Origin of the sequence: Microtetraspora niveoalba, assembly GCF_001570405.1 — a bacterium.
GTDB lineage: Bacteria > Actinomycetota > Actinomycetes > Streptosporangiales > Streptosporangiaceae > Microtetraspora > Microtetraspora niveoalba.
The window spans coordinates 1-16,300 of the sequence record NZ_BBYM01000053.1; the positions used below are offsets into that span (position 1 = coordinate 1).

Sequence of the window (16,300 nt, forward strand, 5' to 3'; positions counted from 1 at the left end):
GCGCGCGGCCGGCGCGGTGTCGACGAGTGGGGCGAGCAGGACGACTACGACGACGGCTACTGGACCCGGGTCCGGGCCGACGAGGGCGGGTTCGACGGCGCGGCCGGCGGGCAGCCCGGCGCGTCCCGCCCGGTCGCCGTGCCCGAGCCCGACGCCGTCCCGCAGGCGGCGTCCGCGCAGCACACCGGCTCGCCCGGCCTGGCCGACCTGGTCGAGCCGCTGCGCGCCACCCCCACCTCGGCGCTCGCCGAGCAGAAGACGATGACGTTCTCCGCCTCCGACGCGCTCGGCGCGCTCGGCACCCCGGTCCCGGCCCCGGCCTCGCGGCCCGACCCGCTGCTCGACCGCGGCGCCCCGATGTCCACCGGCCCGCGGGCGGCCTCGCAGCCGACCGGCCCCTTCTCCGCTCCTCCGGCCGACCCGCTGACCAGCCCGCGCGGCAGCGGCTCCTTCGAGGCCGTACGCGGTGCGACCGGCCCCGGCGCGTCGACCGGTCCCTTCGAGGGCGTGATCCCCGAGACCGGCATGTTCGAGGCGATCCGCGACACCGGCCCCGCCCCCTCCGCCGCCCCGTCCACCGGCCCGTTCGAGAGCGTGATCCCCGAGACCGGCATGTTCGAGGCGATCCGCGACACCGGCCCCGCCCCGTCCACCGGCCCGTTCGAGAGCGCCGTCCCGATGACCGGGATGTTCGAGCGGCCCGCGTCCTACGACGTGCCCCCGGTGGACCCGTACGGCCCGACAGGGCGGTTCACCTCCGACACCGGACCGTCCTACGCGGTGCCCCCGGCGCCCGCTCCGTCCGCTCCGGCAGCCGAGGAACCGGCTTGGGGGCAGACGCCTCCCCCGCCCGCGACACCCGCCTGGTCGGGGGTGCGCGACGTGCTGGACGACCCCGAGCCCCCGCACGGCTACCAGTCCCCCTCGTACGGCGGCTACGACTCCTACTCCTCCCCTACCGGCGGCACGGCCTACCCGTCCACGCCGTCCACGCCGTCCTCGCCGTCGTACGAGGTGAGCGCCGGCTGGGCGACGATCGACGACTCCGACACGGTGACCGGCTCCACGCCCTCCTCCGCGCCTCCCGTCGGCCCGTCCCACGCCTCCCCGGCCACGCCGTACGAGCAGGGCGACCAGTACGGCCGGCAGGGGTACGGGGCCGCGCCCGAGCCCTCCGCGTGGCCGGAGCAGAAGCCCGCGGCCGGGAGCTGGCCGTCCTACGACGAGCTGTACGGGACCACACCCGAGCCGACCGGGCGGCGCGGCAGCCACCGCACCCCCGAGAGCGACTATCCCGACTATTACCGCTGACTTTCCCCCCGCTTGCCTGACCGGGACGCGACCCCTGTTTTAGGGTCGCGTCATGACGGAGAGCGGCTATTCGAGTACGAAGAGTGACTGGCGGTCGGTGCTCCGGCACGACGTTCCCGCCTCGCTGGTGGTCTTCCTCGTCGCGGTTCCTCTCTCACTCGGGATAGCCGTCGCGTCAGGGGCCCCGATCGCCGCAGGACTCGTGGCGGCGGTCGTCGGCGGCATCGTCGCCGGCGCCCTGGGCGGGTCCGCGGTCCAGGTCAGCGGTCCGGCCGCCGGGCTGTCACTGGTGGTCGCCGACCTCGTCCACACGTACGGCTGGCGCGCCACCTGCATGATCACGGTGATGGCCGGGCTGCTGCAGCTCCTGCTCGGCCTCGTACGGGTGGCGCGGGCGGCCCTGGCGGTGTCGCCCGCCGTCGTCCACGGCATGCTCGCCGGGGTCGGCGTCGTGATCGCGCTCTCGCAGCTCCACATCGTGCTCGGCGGCAAGCCGCAGAGCTCCGCGATCGAGAACCTCCTGGAGCTGCCCTCGCAGGTCGTGAACAACCACGGCCACGCCGTCATGGTGGGGGTCATCACCATCGCCGCCCTGCTGGTGTGGAACCGGCTGCCCCGCCTGCGCGCGGTCCCCGCGCCGCTCGCGGCCCTGCTGATCGGCGCGGTCCCGGCGACGGTGCTGGGCTGGGACATCACCCGGGTGGACCTGACCGGCGGGTTCTCCTCCCTGGAGGGACCTGTCCTGCCAGCGGGCGACTGGCACGCCATCGTGTCGTCCGTGCTGCTCGTCGCGCTGCTGGCCGGGGTCGAGTCGCTGCTCACCTGCGTCGCGTCCGACCGTATGCACGGCGGGCCGCGCGCCGACCTCGACCGGGAGCTGACCGCGCAGGGCGCGGCGAACGTCATCTCGGGCGCGCTCGGCGGCCTGCCCGTGTCCGGCGTGGTCGTACGGACCACGACCAACGCCCGGGCGGGCGCCCGCAGCCGCTGGTCGACCGTGCTGCACGGCGCGTGGGTGCTGGTCTTCACCCTGGCCTTCGGCTGGGCGATCACGCTCATCCCCATGGAGGCGCTCGCCGCGCTGCTGCTCTTCATCGGCGTCCAGATGGTGAACGTCGGCCATGTGCGCAACCTGCGCGGCCACGGCGAGATGCCGGTCTACTTCGTCACCATGGCGGGCGTGGTGCTGGTCGGGCTCGCCGAGGGCGTCCTGGCCGGGCTCGGCCTGGCCGCGCTGCTCGCGCTCCGGCGGCTCACCTGGCTCTCCGTACAGGCGCGGCCCGACGACGACCGCTGGCGCGTCGTCGTGACCGGCTCGCTCACCTTTCTCGGGGTGCCGCGCCTGACCGAGGCACTGCGGGCGGTCCCCGGGGGCGCGGCGGTCGAGCTCGACCTGCACGTCGACTTCATGGACAACGCCGCCTTCGAGACCCTGCACAACTGGCGGCTGGAGCACGAGCGCGCCGGAGGGACGGTCGACATCGACGAGCTGCACGACGAGTGGTACTCGGCGGCCGTGCGTGGCACCCGGATGTTCCCCGCCAAGAGCCCGTTCCGGCACGACCGGTGGTGGCTGCCGTGGGCGTACCGGCGTTCCGGCCCGCACCCCGGGGAGATCGCGCCGATCCCGGCTCCCGCCCTGCCGTCCCCCACATCCGAGGGCAGAGCTTCCGAGAACGGGGCTTCCGGGGGTGCGGCGCACGCCGTGCCGGACCTGCTGAAGGGGGCGCAGGAGTTCCAGCGGCGGACGGCCCCGCTGGTGCGCCCCCTGCTGACCCGGCTGGCGCGCGGGCAGGCGCCCTCCCACCTGTTCATCACGTGCGCCGACTCGCGGATCGTGCCGAACATCATCACCGCGAGCGGGCCGGGCGACCTGTTCACGGTGCGCAACATCGGTAACCTCGTCCCCCGCCACCGTGCCGCGCCGCACGACGACTCCGTCATGGCCTCGATCGAGTACGCCGTGGGCGTCCTCGGCGTACGGAAGATCACGGTCTGCGGGCATTCCGGGTGCGGCGCGATGGTGGCCCTGCTGGGCGAGATCCCGGCCGCGCCGGCCGAGTTCGACAGCGGCTTCCCCGCCCTGCGCGGCTGGCTTCGTCACGGGCGGCACACGCTGGCCAGGTTCGTGGCGTCGGAGAGCACGGAGGACGACGCGGGCCCGCTCGACCGCCTCTGCCGGGTGAACGTGATCCAGCAGCTCGAGAACCTGCGTTCCCATCCCCGCCTGGACGCCCTGCTCCGGTCGGGGGAGCTGGAGCTGTCCGGCCTGTACTTCGACATCGGCTCGGCCAGCGTCCATCTGCTGCAGCAGGAGCGCTTCACGCCCGTGCCCGCGCTGCGCACCGGTTGATCCGGGGCCGTCCGCTCCGGGCGCACTCCGTCCGCCCATCGTGAAACGGGGAGACAGCCGCGACCCGCGGGCGAAGGATGACGGCATGAGAATCTTGGTCATCGGCGGTTCCGTGTTCCTCGGCCGGGCGATCGTGGCGGACGCGCTCCGCCAGGGGCACGAGGTCACCACGTTCAACCGCGGCAAGAGCAGGCCGGACATGCCCGGCGTGGAGGCCGTGCACGGGGACCGCGAGGTGCCCGCCGACCTCGACCGTCTCGTCGAGGGGCGCCGGTGGGACGCCGTCATCGACGTCTGCGGCTACACCCCGCGGGTCGTCCTCGACTCGGTGCGCCGCCTGTCCGGCCACGCGACGCACTACACGTTCATCTCCAGCATCTCCGCGTTCCCGGACTTCCCGGCCGTGCCGGGCGTGAACGAGGACTCGCCGACGTACGAGTGCCCGGCGGACGCGGACGCGGACCACGGCGACTACGGCGTTCTCAAGGCGGGCTGCGAGCGCGCGGTCGAGGAGCACTTCGACGGCGACACGCTGATCATCGACCCGGGTCTCATCATCGGGCCGTACGAGAACGTGGGGCGGCTGCCGTGGTGGCTCACCCGCATCGCCAGGGGCGGCCGGGTGCTCGCGCCGGGTGACCCGTCGCAGGCCATGCAGCTCATCGACGCCCGGGACATCGCGGCGTTCACCGTGGAGCAGGCGGCCAAGGGCACGACCGGCCGGTTCCTCACCTCCGGCGTTCCGGGCAACACGACGTACGGCGACTGGCTGCGGGACTGCGTCGAGGTCACCGGCTCCGACGCCGAGCTGGTCTGGGTCGACGACTCCTTCCTGCGGGAGCACGACGTCCAGATGTGGACGGAGCTTCCGTTGTGGATGCCGGAGGGGCCCGAGACCGCCGGGGTGTGGCTGCCGTCCTCGGCCAAGGCCCTCGCCGCCGGGCTCACCTGCCGTCCCGTCAGCGAGACGGTGCGGGACACCTGGGAGTGGCTGAAGGACATCCCGGAAGACCGGCGCAGCTTCGGGTCCTCCGCGCTCAGGCACGGCATCGACCCGGAGAAGGAGGCCCGCATCCTCGCCGCCTGGGACGCCCGCTCCTGACCGGGGCCGCGGTCTCGTCCCCGCGCGTGCCGGGCGCGTCGAGCCGTGCCGGGGCGGCGACCCCGGCACGGTGCCCGCCGCTGAGCGGCCGCCGGGGCGCGCGTCCCCGGTCGGTCTCGTTGTCCACAGGCCGGCTTCGCACGGTTTCCGCGGCGCTCTAGGCTTGCGGCCATGCGGGATCTGCCACAGCTCGTCATTCCGATCATCGTGCTCGGGGCCGTTCTCGTCGCGGCGCTGACGGCCGCGTCGAGGCGGCGGAGCCGGGACGCGCACCTGCCCTCGACCGGATCGCGCGGTCCTTCACGCGGCGGCGCGCGCGGCTCCGGCGGCGGCTCGCGCGGGACCGCGTCGGGTGCGCGTGGCGGGCGCGCGGGCGGAGCACCGTCCAGACCGGCCCAGAGGCGCCCTGCGGGCCATGGGAGCGGCGCTCCCGCCCCCGGCCATCGGACCACCGGCACACCCGCCGGGCAGCGCCGAGGAGAGCCGTCACGCGGGCGGGACGCGGCCGCCGTCCAGCATCCCGGGGAGATCTGGTGGGCGGACGTGCCGTTCGAGGACGGGCCGGGCTCCAAGGTCCGGCCCTGCGTCGTCCTGCGGACGCACCGGGGCGGGGCCGAGGTGCTCAAGATCACGAGCCAGGATCAGCGGCATCGCAGCGACCACATCGAGATCCCCACGCGCACGTGGGACCACGACGCCGACCACAACAGCTTCCTCGACCTCAGCGACCCGATCCGGGTCACCACGTCGGCGTTCCAGGACCGCGCCGGGGAACTGGACCGCTCGGTCTGGCGTCACGTGTGCTCACTGCACGGGATCACACGTTAGGGAGGGTCCGGCAAAGGCCGCGGGCGGCAGGGGCGATGATCTCTCGGAGTCTCCCTAACGGCCGCGGGGCGCCGACCGGACGGCCGGCGATCGTGGAGGTACGCCGAGTGACGGGCCTCTGCTCCACCATCGGGTCAGCGCCGTACGCCGGATCAGCAGCGTCGTTCCGACGGCCATGAGGACCGCCGACACCGCCCAGGTGTACCCGCGCTCGGCGGGCAGCCGCGGCACCGCCCACGCCTGGAGCCCGCCCTCGCCCAGTGTGCCGAAGACGTAGACGAGGACGAGCACCGCCAGCGGCAACGGCCAGGCCAGCGCCCGGCCCATGAACGCGCCGGAGAGACAGCTCACCCCGATCCACCACATCAGGTTCCGGAGGGCCTCGGGAGCGAGTTCCAGCCCGCCGCCCGCGAAGAGCGCGGCCAGCAGCCCCGCCGTCGTCGCCAGGGTCAGAACGCCGAGCTGTGCCGCGTCCACCCAGTGCAGCGGGCGCGCCGCGGCCAGCTCGAAGGAGCCCATCCGGCTGGCCAGGCTGAGCACGATCAGGCAGGCGAGAGGCAGCGCGGCGAGCACGGCGATCGGCTCCGCCTCCGCCGACGAGTCCAGGAGCCGCGGGGCGTCCGTGGCGGTCTTCCCCCACACGCCGACCGCGGCCAGGATCGCCGCCTGGGCGTACAGGATGTGGGCGAGCCCCCTGGCGCGGAAGAGCAGCACGAGACCGGAGGCCCTATCGCTCATCGCACGACCAGGCCGTTCGCGCCTGCCGCCGCGCCCACTGGCGCTGGGACTGCGCCGGCTGCGCCAGGACCCCGTCCACCTCGGCCCGGTCCTGGTCTCTGATCTCCTGCGGGCCGAGCCCCGCGCTCTTCGCCACGTGCAGGGCCCTGCTCTCCAGCCAGGTCTCCAGCATCACGTTGGCGCGGAAGCGCTCCGTCGTCGCGGGGTCCTCGCAGTCGGCCAGTGGGACCAGCCAGAACGCCATCTCGCCGACCACGCGGCCACGGTCGCCCGTCGCGGTGAACGTCAGGCAGGAGCCACCGTTCCCGCACGCCAGACCCACGTCGACCACTCGCCGGGGGATGGGGACCGTGCCCATGGACGCCTCCACCAGCCTGCCCACGGCCTCCGTCGCCACGGCGAGGTGCGACCGGTTCTCCGGCCACACGCAGACCTCGGGCGCCGGGTCGCTGTCAGGGCGCGCACAGGCGGCGTGCGAGGGCTGCGCTCTCTCGATCTGCAGCGGCCCGGCCGCCCATACGGCCAGGAGACTCAGGGGGACGGCGACGGCCGCCGTCGCGCGTATCGCACGAGCCCGGCCTCCCCCGCGGAGCGACACGGCCAGGACCACGACCAGCAGGGCCATCAGACAACGGGTGGCCAGCGCCGCCGCAGCGACCGTGAGATGAGGCGGTCCTGACAGAGGGACGAACGAGAATATCTCGCTGAACTCCCGCAACCCCATGAGGACCAGGAAGACGACCGCGACGGCCAGGGCCGTCAGACGCGACCGCCACCGCAGTCCCGCGGCGAACCCGAGCCCGGCCGCGACCGTTATCGCGGCCACCGCCGACAGCGGGTAGGCCGGCCAGACGAACCCCGGCGACCCCCAGGCGACCGCGATGCCGACGAGCAGCGCGAGTGCCAGCGGCACGAGCGCCAGACACCAGAGAGCCGCGAACTGGACCGCCGCCACCTGCCACGCGGGGCGGGCCGCGGTGAACTGCGCGTCCGTCGCGGATCGGTGTACACGCTGGGCCGACCAGGCGCCGAGCGCCGCCACCACCGGCCATTCCAGATAACCGGCGACCATCGCCACTTCGGCGCTCGCCCGCGGCCACACGTCGGCCCAGAGATCCACTCTGCGGAACAGCGCCGCGATCACGGCGAGCGACAACAACGCGATCCACAGCAGCAGGGACGAACGCCGGATCTCAAGGAGAAAGATGTTCCTCATGCCTGGTGGGCCACCTGCTTGAGAACCGTCATGTAGCCGCGTTCCAGGGGGGTGTCCCCCTTGGCGTCGGGATTCGCCATGTTCTCGAGCGCCTGCGCCCTGCCCGCGAACACGATCTTGCCGTCGGACAACACGAGCAGGTCGCCGCACACCGCCGCGACGTCTTCGACCAGGTGGGTGCTGAGCAGAACGGCCGTGTCGTCCTCCACGAGGCTCTTCAGCAGTTCTCTGAAGTCCAGCCGCTGCTCGGGGTCGAGTCCGACGGTCGGCTCGTCCAGCAGCACGAGGCGCGGTCCCGCCACGATCGCCTGCGCGATGCCCGCCCGTCTGAGCATTCCTCCGGAAAGCGCGCCCATCTTCGTACGAGCCCGGGAAGAAAGGCCGACCCGCTCCAGCGCCTCGGAAACGGCGGCGGGCCGCACCTTCCGCGGGACCTCGCGAAGCCAGGCGCAGTAATTCACGAACTCATATGCGGTGAACGAGGCGAAGTAGCCGAAATCTTGCGGCAGAAAGCCTATGTTACGGCGCGCTTTCCTGATTTCACGCTCAGAGCGCAGTTCCTGTCCCAGGAAAGCCAGACGCCCTCTTCGCGGAGGCGCCACCGTGGCGAGAGTGCGCAGCAGCGTCGTCTTTCCCGCCCCGTTGGGTCCGAGGAGTCCGGTTATCCCGACGGAGACGGACAGCGTCACCTCCGGAATCACTTCCTTGGCCCCGTATCCCTGCGCCAGACCCTCTGCTTCGACTACCGGCATAGTCCCTCTCAGGACAGAGAAGAGGGCGATTGTGGTGACGCTTTCCCCACAATCGCCCTCGGCTTCAGTTTCCGCGGATCTGGTAGTCTACGCCGAGCAACTCGAAAACGCACTCGTTGTAGTAACTTCCAGAGTTCGTGTGCCATCCGGTCCGCGAGGGAACCCAGACGTCGGTCTGCCAGTCGCAGTCGAAAATGGCTCGCCACTGGCCGGTGCCGGAGCAGGTGGCCGTAGCGGCCAGCCCGTCTCCCTTGTAGTACGTCTTGCAGCTGAGCGCGGCGTTCGCGGTCCCCTGGGTAACCGCGAGCGTCCCCATGGCGAGGAGACCCGCGGCCGCGAGGCCACCGATCGTCCTCCGCGCGTAGTGCGCGATCCGCATGGTGAACTCCTTCACTGAGGGGGTCGGACATCGCACGGGGCGATTTCCACTGAAAGGGTTCGACCGGATCACAGAGATCATGACTCGGCGGGTTCACAATACTCAAGATCTCCTGTAAATCAACAGAGAATTGTTGTGTGATCCACGTCACCACGCGCATAAACGGTAGTTTTGGATGACCCCTGCCTTTCGATTTCCCTTCGTCCGGATATCCCATTTCTGGTTATCCGGACCACGACGGCAGGCCGTTCGACCATCCGGCGGGCAACGCCGGCCCGAGTGCGACTCGCATCGAAGCAGGGTGAATGCACGAGCTCCATGCGGTGTCAACGAATGGCGGCGTTGCGGCACCGCCGACCGGGCGCCGGCCGCGCCGATTCGGCTGACTTATCGCAGAGTGATGCCGAAGGAGCAAATCTCATGGAGAGTGTGTACGACGAGGAGCTCGCAGGAGAAGAAGCGGACAGCCCGCGGATTCACATTCCCGCATCGATGAGACGATGGCGACGTGACGATCACCGGAAAGAGCGATGCCCCGTAGACGGCCCGGCCACGTCCGTACCGGGCTTGCGCGCCGCTCGCGAACGCAGGACGGGACCAGGATCATTCCTGGTCTGTCCCGGGCGGCCCTCGCCGAGGTCCGGCGCATCGAGCGTGAGAAGAAGTACCTGTGGCCGGGCTCGGTCGGGTCCTCCTTCATTCGTTGGCGAAGCTTCGTCCACGACCCCGGTCGACGCCTGTGGGACGACGAGAGCGACGGTTGCACGGAATGGGCATGTTGCGGCGACCCGTGGCAGGCCCGTGAACAGCTTGAAGCGGTGATCTCCGGGATGTCGCGGCGGAAGGCCCGGGAGTTGCGCGGCCTGGTCGAGGCCCTCGATGGACGCTACTGATTCCGTGCGTCGCCGCCTCGGCTCATCGCATCGGACGCTTTCACGCCCGGCGGCGCCGGAGCCCGCCGATCGTCGCTCGCCGATCCAGCCGTCTCTCACCCAGCGGCGGACGGATACCGGCATGCCGCGAGGTCTTCGGCGAGGTCCTCCACGGTGAGGTCGGCGTTCAGCGCGGTGACCACCGCCTGTGTCAGCGGGCGAAGGGCATGAACGTGCCGCACCGCGTCGAGGTCCACGGGAACTTCGTAGTAGTCCTCGGCGAACCGCTGAAACGCCTCCGGAGACGGATCGACGAGCAGAGCGAACAGGTGCGCCGAGCCGTCCGGGTCGTCCACACCGCCGGGGTACTCGATCTCTCCCACGCGCCAGCAGGCGTCGGCGGCCTCGCGCGATATGCAGGTGGTCACGATCGGCATGCCGTCCTCGTCACAGAACGCGGGCTCCTCCACGCAATGGCGGAATGCGGCGGGGACGCCGTCCAGCACTCCCGGCCATGGGCCGTCGTTCCTGTACGGGCTCATCACCGCCTCGTGATCGAAGCCGCGAACGTACGCGCCTCCGGCCGAGAAGACGATGGAGTATTCGTCTCCCGAGCCGTTCCGCATCGAGGCCATCTCCCCGGCCACGCTCCAGCTCGGGTCGAAGGAGTGGCAGCGGTCCTCCCAGTCCGGGCTCAGGACCGCCTCCAGCAGGGCCATGGACCGGCACAGGTCACGCAGCACCGGCACAGCGGGCAACCGCCGGGCCACATCATGAGCAGTCATGAGCCCCATCCCATGCGGAAGCCGAACGGACGAGTCGGCGGGCGTCAGTCGATCTCGATCATGGAGTCACTGCCAGGACCGCGGCATGGCCGATTTTGAGAAGGCTGAGCTGACATGCGAGTGCTCGTAGGCTGAATCTCGCAGGTGATGGACAGGAGGCTGAGGTGGCCGAGACCACGCTGACCGAGACGACGGTGACCGAGACGACGGTGACCGAGACGATGGTGGCCGAGACGATGGTGGCCGAGGTGATGGCCGAGCTGGCCGGGCTCGAGGACCCGAGGACACGCGAGGTGAACGAGAGACACGGTGACGATCACGGTGTGAACCTCAGCAAGCTGCGCGCGCTCGCGAAGCGGCTGAAGACGCAGCAGGAACTCGCGTGCCGCCTCTGGGAGACGGATGACACCGCCGCGAGACTGCTGGCGATCCTGATCTGCCGTCCGAAGGCGTTCGAGCGTGACGAGTTGGACGTCATGTTGCGCGAGGCGCGCACGCCCAAGGTGCACGACTGGCTCGTGAACTACGTGGTGAAGAAGAACCCGCACTCCGAAGAACTGCGCCTGGCCTGGTCCGCCGATCCGGATCCAGTGGTCGCGAGTGCCGGTTGGGCGCTGACCACCGAACGCGTGGCGAAGAAGCCCGAAGGTCTCGACCTCGCAGGACTGCTCGACGTCATCGAGGCGGAGATGAAAGACGCCCCGCATCGCCTGCAGTGGGCGATGAACCACTGCCTGGCTCAGATCGGGATCGAGCACGCCGAGCACCGCACCCGTGCGATCGACATCGGTGAGCGCCTGGAAGTGCTCAAGGACTATCCGACTTCCCCGGGCTGCACGTCTCCGTTCGCGCCCATCTGGATCACCGAGATGGTGCGCCGACAGCACGACGAGTAGGAAGGCTCACGATCCTGGGAACAGCCCGGAACAGCGGCAGCCGACCTGAACATAACCCAGGTCAGAAAAGTAGGGGCGGACGAGTCGGCCTGCAGGCCGGGCTCTAATTCGGCAAGCTCACGACCTGCACGGAGATAGCCGACTGGCATTGACCTGGAAAACGCTCTCGTCGTTTGACAGTGATTGCCCCCGCTTCTCGGAGCGCTGCGCCCTGGATGTGCCCTGCTGAGAGACCCGTTACCAAGGCGGCAACTCAGCCCGAGCCGTATCCCTTGACGAGCCAGCGCCCGCCTTCGTTCTGGACCGTGAACGGGTGGGTCCACGGGTCGCCGTCACCGGTGAACTCGTGGGCACACAGCTTGAAGCTGACCGGGACCCGGACACACTGTTCGCCCGGTTCGCAGTCGATGGCCTCGTAGGGTTCACCGACTTCGAGGCCCGAAATGTCGATCCAGTTCTTGAAGGGGCCCTGTGAATGCTCGAACTCCATCGAGTGGTCCTCGCCGGGGACCATCAGGGCCAGCGCCGTCTCCGAATCCTTGGCGGTCATCGCCTCCAGCCACACCGTGACGACCTCCTGCGGGGTCGCGTTCGCGGGCGGCATGGCCACTTCGTGCCGGGATGGAACGCACACGCACCCCGCCATCAATGGCAGCGCCAGCAGATAGCACCAGACCCGGAAAGTCATGAATCGACATCGTAGATCGACTCAGGACTCCAGTTCATCGTGAACGAGTTCTCCGTCGGCGTAGTCTCGATGCGCTTCAGGTCGGCCGGCCCCCTGGGCCGGGACGAACGCCGCGAGCCCAAGGGCACCACGGTCAGGCGTCATGTGTCGTAGATCTGATCCCTTGTAACGGCTGACCCGCGATCGCCGCCCGGCTCGTACGCCGAGCTGGGCTTTCGGAGTTCGCTGGTTCTCGTCGTTTCGCGCGGCTTCTCACAGTCATGTGCCCTGGATGTGCCTCGACCCAGCCGCGCCTCTTCGGCGAGAACGAGATCTTCACGAACCCGTCGGTCACCACCTGGGCACAGTGGCCGACAACGAATGCCTACTCTTCCTCGCTGCTCCCTGTCGCCTCCGCCCATGCCTTCTCAGCGCCGTAAGGCCACGCACCCATCGGGGGCTACGCCGGAACGGGATCATCGGGCTCCTCCGAGTCGCCAACGACGGCGTAAGCGATGTTGGCCGCGCCAAGCAGCTCGATGGCAAGGTCACGCAGAGCCGCCACGGAGTCGAAGCGAACGACGGCCGTTCCGTCAGGGACGGTTTCCTTAACCTTGCGCCACATGGCATCGGCGTACCGCCACAGTGCGCTCCGGGCGCGGAGCTGCACCGCGCGCTCGGCCGGAGTCAGCGCGAGAAGCGCGGCACAGGCTTTGGGGCGGACGAGTCGGCCTGTAGGCCGGGTTCTGTGGCCGGCTTTCGCCGACCGGCGGCCATCCATCTAGGACCGCCGTTGCCGGCGGCCTCAAGCGGTCTACCCGCGCGGCTCGGGCGGGCCGCCCTCGAACGTCGCGCGCGGGACGCTCCTCGCGGAGCGTCCCTTCTTGACCTTGCTCCAGGTGGGGTTTACCGAGCCGCCCACGTCACCGTGGGCGCTGGTGGTCTCTTACACCACCCTTTCACCCTTACCCCCGCGAAGGGGGCGGTCTGCTTTCTGTGGCACTGTCCCGCGGGTCGCCCCGGGTCGGCGTTACCGACCACCTCGCCCTGTGGAGCCCGGACCTTCCTCGGCGGGATCCGTGCAGAACACGAGACCCCGACGCGGCCGCCCGGCCGGCTCGTCCGCCGTGCGTCCAAGCCTAACGGCCTCCCAAGCACCGTCCAACTCGGCGGCAAGGGCCAAAGGCCGTCCCACACACGATCGCTGACGGCAAGGGGGCCGCCGGGCGCTCGACCGGCGGGGCAGGGGCCGGAGGCCGGGCTCTACGCGACCGATGACGGGGAAGGGCACCACGACCGGTAGCGGCGGCCCGAGCCCTCCTCGACCTGCGGTGGCGAGTCGGCGCCCGCCTACGGCTCAGCCCAGGTGGGCGGTGTCGTTCAGGGCCCGTACGACGGCGGGGCCATCGGCGTAGTAGTCGATGACCGAGAGGCAGGCCAGGTCGAGATGCATCCGGTACAGGGCCTCGGGCGGCGCCATGAGCGCGAAGCGGAGCAGCAGCTTGATGGGCGTGACGTGCGAGACGACGAGCACGCTCTTGCCCTCGTGCTCGGCGACGATCCGTTCCCTGGCGAGCTCGACCCGGCGTCCCGCGTCCGCGAAGCTCTCGCCGCCGGGCGGCGCCACCGAGGGGTCGCCGAGCCAGGCGGCCAGCTCGGCCGGCCAGTCCCGCTGGATCTCGGCGAACGTGTGGCCCTCCCAGGCGCCGAAGTCGGCCTCGCGCAGGTCCCGCTCGACCAGTACCGGCACGCCGGTACGCGCCGCGACCGCATCGGCGGTCTGCCTCGCCCGCGTCAGCGGGGAGCTGACGATCACGTCGACCGTGTACGGCTCGCGCGAGAGGCGGAGCGCGGCCGCGTCGGCCTGGGCGAGGCCCGCGGGGGTGAGCGAGGGGTCGCCCACGCCGGAGAAGCGCTTCTCGAGCGACAACGGCGTCTCGCCGTGCCGGAGCAGCAGGAACGACGTGGCGACACGGGTGGGGCGGGCCATCCAGCCGGTGCCCTCGGCCCTGACCCGCTCCCGCTGGACCGGAGCCGCCGGAGCGGTCCCGGCGGCGGGCCTCGACGGCGCGGACGGCGCGGACAGCGAGGCGGCGGGCTCCGGCACAGTCTCGAGCTCGGGCTCGGGCGCGGCGCGTACGGGCCCCCGGGCGGGCGGCGCGGCTTCCGCGTGAGGCAGAGCCTCAGCAGCGGACTCCGGGATGGTCGGCGCGGCTTCCCCCAACGGCAGAGGCTCGGCGAGTACGGACTGCCGGGCGGGCTCCCGCACGGACTCGGGCTCCGGCGCGGCGGCCGGGGGCAGGGACGCGGCGACTCCGGTGGACTCCCACTTCAGGCCCTTGGCCGCGGCGTCCATGGCCTCGTTGGCGAGGCGGTCGGCGTGGCGGTTCTGCTCGCGCGGGATCCACTTCCAGGTGACACGGAGCCTCCGGGCGAGTGCCCCGGCTTCGAGAGCGAGCGGCCGCAGCCCCTCGTTCTTGATCTTCCATCGGCCGGCCATCTGCTCGATGACGAGCTTGGAGTCCATCCGCACCTCTGCGGACGCGCCCTCCCCGCCGAGAGTCAGCACGGACGACAGGCCCGCGATCAGGCCGCGATATTCGGCGACGTTGTTGGTCGCGGTGCCGATGGCCTCGGCGGCTTCGGCGAGCACCTGGCCGTCGGCGTCCTTCACCACGGCGCCGTATCCCGCCGGGCCCGGGTTGCCCCGGGATCCGCCGTCGGCCTCGACGAGGAACCTCACAGGCCGGACTCCGCGGTGCGAACCAGGATCCGGCGGCACTCCTCGCAGCGGAGCACCTCGTCGTGGGCGGCCGCGCGGATGCGGTTGAGGTCGGCGATGGACAGGCTGGTCCGGCAGCCCAGGCAGCGCCCGCCGTGCAGCATGGCGGCACCGACCCCGAACTGCTCCCGCAGCTTGCCGTACAGCGCCAGCAGGTCGTCGGGGATGTCGGCGGTGATCGCGGGACGCCGGTCCTGCAGCTCGGCCGCCTCCTTGTCGATCTCGGTGAAGGCGGCGTCGCGCCGCTCCTCGGCGGCCGCCAGGGTCGCGGCGGCCTCGTCGCGCTGCGCCTTCAGGGTCACGACGTGGGCGTCGGCCGCCTCGCGGCGCTCCATGATCTCCAGCACGACCTCTTCGAGATCGCTCTGGCGGCGGTGCAGCGAGGCGATCTCCGACTGCAGGCTCGACAGGTCCTTCGGCGAGGTCACCTGGCCGGAGTCGAGGCGCTTCTGGTCGCGGTCGACCCGCGTCCGGACCGCGTCCACGTCGGCCTCGGCCTTCGCCTGCTCTCTCGCGAGGTCACCGGCCTCGGTCTCGGCGGCGATGGTCTGGGTGGCGGCGCGGGCGAGGCTCTTGGACAGCTCCTCGATCTCGGCGAGCTCGGGCAGCGTGCGGCGGCGGTGCCGGAGCCGGTCGATGCCCGCGTCGAGCTCCGCCAGGTCGAGCAGACGCTTCTGTGCTTCGGGTGCGGCCTTCATCGCAGATCCTCAAGGTGCTCGCGGGGGCGATTACGGTGTCGTCGACGTCCACGCGTCGGTGACGATGCGGGAGACGCGCGCCTCAACATTAATGCCCTTCGCCGCCAGGGCGGACGTCAGACGCTCGGCGGCGTCGGCCAGCCAGGGCCACTCCGTCGCCCAGTGGGAGGCGTCGATCAGCGCGGGGCCTTCCCCGGCCTCCACGAACTCGCTCGCCGGGTGGTGACGCAGGTCGGCGGTGAGGAACACGTCGGCGCCCGAGGCGCGGGCGGCGCCGAGGAGGGAGTCTCCCGCTCCCCCGCTGACCGCGACCGTGGCGACCTCGCGCCCGGGGTCGCCCGCCACCCGCAGCGGACCCGCCGTACGGGGCAGGCCGGAGGCGGCGCGCTCGGCGAACTCGCGCAGCGGGACCGGGGACGGCAGAGTCCCGACCCGGCCGAGGCCGCGGCGGGGGTCGTCGGCGGCGGGCAGCAGCGGGCGCAGCTCCCCGGTCAGGCCGACGGCCCTGGCCAGCGCGTCGGAGACCCCGGGGTCGGCGACGTCGGCGTTGGTGTGCGCGGTGTAGAGCGCGACGTCGTTCCTGATCAGCCGGTGGACCACCCGGCCCTTGAACGTGGTCGCCGCGACGCTGGTGGTGCCGCGCAGATAGAGGGGGTGGTGGGTGACGAGGAGGTCGGCGCCGTATTCGAGCGCCTCGTCCACGACGGCCGCGACGGGGTCGACGGCGAAGAGGATCTTCCGCACGGTCCGCCCGGGGTCGCCGCACACCAGCCCGACGGCGTCCCAGGACTCCGCCCAGGCGGGGTCGTACAGCGTCTCGATCTCGGTGACGACGTCGGCAAGCACACGCGCAGACTACCGCCGGCGGGGGGCGTCCGGAGATCGCTCCGGCACCGGTGGAGCGGGGGCGGTGAGTGTAAC

14 protein-coding genes, 1 other RNA gene and 1 pseudogene are annotated in these 16,300 nt (G+C 71.3%); 6 read left to right on the forward strand and 10 right to left on the reverse strand.

Going from position 1 to position 16,300, the window contains the following annotated elements; genetic code table 11:
• The 4 genes and pseudogenes from AWQ70_RS40075 to AWQ70_RS38270 form a co-directional block, all read left to right on the forward strand.
• Positions 1-1,311: pseudogene (locus AWQ70_RS40075) on the forward strand (hypothetical protein); the annotation flags it as partial.
• 52 nt (positions 1,312-1,363) lie between these two features.
• Positions 1,364-3,664 (forward strand): SulP family inorganic anion transporter, encoded by a 2,301-nt coding sequence (locus AWQ70_RS35155; RefSeq protein WP_067186190.1) that lies wholly within the window; start codon positions 1,364-1,366, stop codon positions 3,662-3,664.
• Between the two features lie 85 nt (positions 3,665-3,749).
• Positions 3,750-4,766: an NAD-dependent epimerase/dehydratase family protein gene (locus AWQ70_RS35160; RefSeq protein ID WP_067186192.1), complete on the forward strand. Its 1,017-nt coding sequence runs from the start codon at positions 3,750-3,752 to the stop codon at positions 4,764-4,766.
• 171 nt (positions 4,767-4,937) lie between these two features.
• Positions 4,938-5,594: a type II toxin-antitoxin system PemK/MazF family toxin gene (locus tag AWQ70_RS38270; RefSeq protein WP_084518154.1), complete on the forward strand. Its 657-nt coding sequence runs from the start codon at positions 4,938-4,940 to the stop codon at positions 5,592-5,594.
• A gap of 54 nt (positions 5,595-5,648) precedes the next feature.
• Here AWQ70_RS38270 and AWQ70_RS35170 read toward each other — a convergent pair whose 3' ends face one another.
• From AWQ70_RS35170 to AWQ70_RS35185, 4 genes are all read right to left on the reverse strand, one after another.
• A complete protein-coding gene (locus AWQ70_RS35170; RefSeq protein WP_157530841.1) occupies positions 5,649-6,332 on the reverse strand; it encodes a hypothetical protein in 684 nt (227 codons plus the stop codon).
• The gene (locus tag AWQ70_RS35175) at positions 6,322-7,548 is read right to left on the reverse strand and encodes a DUF7224 domain-containing protein (protein ID WP_067186196.1); all 1,227 of its coding nucleotides are present in this window, start codon (positions 7,546-7,548) and stop codon (positions 6,322-6,324) included. Before AWQ70_RS35175 ends, AWQ70_RS35170 begins: the two co-directional genes overlap by 11 nt.
• On the reverse strand, positions 7,545-8,300 hold the full coding sequence (locus AWQ70_RS35180) for an ATP-binding cassette domain-containing protein (protein WP_067186198.1): 756 nt from the start codon (positions 8,298-8,300) through the stop codon (positions 7,545-7,547). The genes AWQ70_RS35175 and AWQ70_RS35180 overlap by 4 nt, the downstream gene beginning before the upstream one ends.
• 64 nt (positions 8,301-8,364) lie before the next feature.
• The gene (locus tag AWQ70_RS35185) at positions 8,365-8,679 is read right to left on the reverse strand and encodes a hypothetical protein (RefSeq protein ID WP_157530843.1); all 315 of its coding nucleotides are present in this window, start codon (positions 8,677-8,679) and stop codon (positions 8,365-8,367) included.
• 530 nt (positions 8,680-9,209) lie between these two features.
• Here AWQ70_RS35185 and AWQ70_RS40760 point away from each other — a divergent pair.
• Positions 9,210-9,572, forward strand: coding sequence for a hypothetical protein (locus AWQ70_RS40760; RefSeq protein ID WP_218004769.1), 363 nt, complete (start codon positions 9,210-9,212; stop codon positions 9,570-9,572).
• A gap of 95 nt (positions 9,573-9,667) precedes the next feature.
• Here the strand turns inward: AWQ70_RS40760 and AWQ70_RS35195 are convergent, their stop codons facing one another.
• A complete protein-coding gene (locus tag AWQ70_RS35195; RefSeq protein ID WP_067186203.1) occupies positions 9,668-10,336 on the reverse strand; it encodes a hypothetical protein in 669 nt (222 codons plus the stop codon).
• Between the two features lie 221 nt (positions 10,337-10,557).
• Between AWQ70_RS35195 and AWQ70_RS35200 the strand changes: the two genes are divergently transcribed.
• Positions 10,558-11,232 (forward strand): DNA alkylation repair protein, encoded by a 675-nt coding sequence (locus tag AWQ70_RS35200; RefSeq protein WP_218004771.1) that lies wholly within the window; start codon positions 10,558-10,560, stop codon positions 11,230-11,232.
• A 253-nt stretch (positions 11,233-11,485) separates the two neighbouring features.
• Here the strand turns inward: AWQ70_RS35200 and AWQ70_RS35205 are convergent, their stop codons facing one another.
• The 5 genes from AWQ70_RS35205 to AWQ70_RS35230 form a co-directional block, all read right to left on the reverse strand.
• On the reverse strand, positions 11,486-11,920 hold the full coding sequence (locus AWQ70_RS35205; RefSeq protein WP_157530845.1) for a hypothetical protein: 435 nt from the start codon (positions 11,918-11,920) through the stop codon (positions 11,486-11,488).
• 698 nt (positions 11,921-12,618) lie between these two features.
• Positions 12,619-13,020: RNase P RNA component class A (rnpB, locus tag AWQ70_RS35215), an RNA gene on the reverse strand.
• Positions 13,021-13,256: 236 nt separating this feature from the next.
• A complete protein-coding gene (locus tag AWQ70_RS35220) occupies positions 13,257-14,642 on the reverse strand; it encodes a bifunctional RNase H/acid phosphatase (RefSeq protein WP_174552455.1) in 1,386 nt (461 codons plus the stop codon).
• Positions 14,639-15,379, reverse strand: coding sequence for a zinc ribbon domain-containing protein (locus AWQ70_RS35225; protein ID WP_067186213.1), 741 nt, complete (start codon positions 15,377-15,379; stop codon positions 14,639-14,641). Before AWQ70_RS35225 ends, AWQ70_RS35220 begins: the two co-directional genes overlap by 4 nt.
• 30 nt (positions 15,380-15,409) lie before the next feature.
• The gene (locus tag AWQ70_RS35230) at positions 15,410-16,225 is read right to left on the reverse strand and encodes a Nif3-like dinuclear metal center hexameric protein (RefSeq protein ID WP_067186215.1); all 816 of its coding nucleotides are present in this window, start codon (positions 16,223-16,225) and stop codon (positions 15,410-15,412) included.
• Positions 16,226-16,300 lie beyond the last annotated feature (75 nt).

Excerpts from the sequence above, each read along its gene's own strand:
- AWQ70_RS35155 (WP_067186190.1), top strand. The coding sequence starts at position 1,364 with ATGACGGAGAGCGGCTATTCGAGTACGAAGAGTGACTGGCGGTCGGTG.
- AWQ70_RS35160 (WP_067186192.1), top strand. The coding sequence starts at position 3,750 with ATGAGAATCTTGGTCATCGGCGGTTCCGTGTTCCTCGGCCGGGCGATC.
- AWQ70_RS38270 (WP_084518154.1), top strand. The coding sequence starts at position 4,938 with ATGCGGGATCTGCCACAGCTCGTCATTCCGATCATCGTGCTCGGGGCC.
- AWQ70_RS35170 (WP_157530841.1), bottom strand. The coding sequence starts at position 6,332 with ATGAGCGATAGGGCCTCCGGTCTCGTGCTGCTCTTCCGCGCCAGGGGG.
- AWQ70_RS35175 (WP_067186196.1), bottom strand. The coding sequence starts at position 7,548 with ATGAGGAACATCTTTCTCCTTGAGATCCGGCGTTCGTCCCTGCTGCTG.
- AWQ70_RS35180 (WP_067186198.1), bottom strand. The coding sequence starts at position 8,300 with ATGCCGGTAGTCGAAGCAGAGGGTCTGGCGCAGGGATACGGGGCCAAG.
- AWQ70_RS35185 (WP_157530843.1), bottom strand. The coding sequence starts at position 8,679 with ATGCGGATCGCGCACTACGCGCGGAGGACGATCGGTGGCCTCGCGGCC.
- AWQ70_RS40760 (WP_218004769.1), top strand. The coding sequence starts at position 9,210 with ATGCCCCGTAGACGGCCCGGCCACGTCCGTACCGGGCTTGCGCGCCGC.
- AWQ70_RS35195 (WP_067186203.1), bottom strand. The coding sequence starts at position 10,336 with ATGACTGCTCATGATGTGGCCCGGCGGTTGCCCGCTGTGCCGGTGCTG.
- AWQ70_RS35200 (WP_218004771.1), top strand. The coding sequence starts at position 10,558 with ATGGTGGCCGAGACGATGGTGGCCGAGGTGATGGCCGAGCTGGCCGGG.
- AWQ70_RS35205 (WP_157530845.1), bottom strand. The coding sequence starts at position 11,920 with ATGACTTTCCGGGTCTGGTGCTATCTGCTGGCGCTGCCATTGATGGCG.
- AWQ70_RS35225 (WP_067186213.1), bottom strand. The coding sequence starts at position 15,379 with ATGAAGGCCGCACCCGAAGCACAGAAGCGTCTGCTCGACCTGGCGGAG.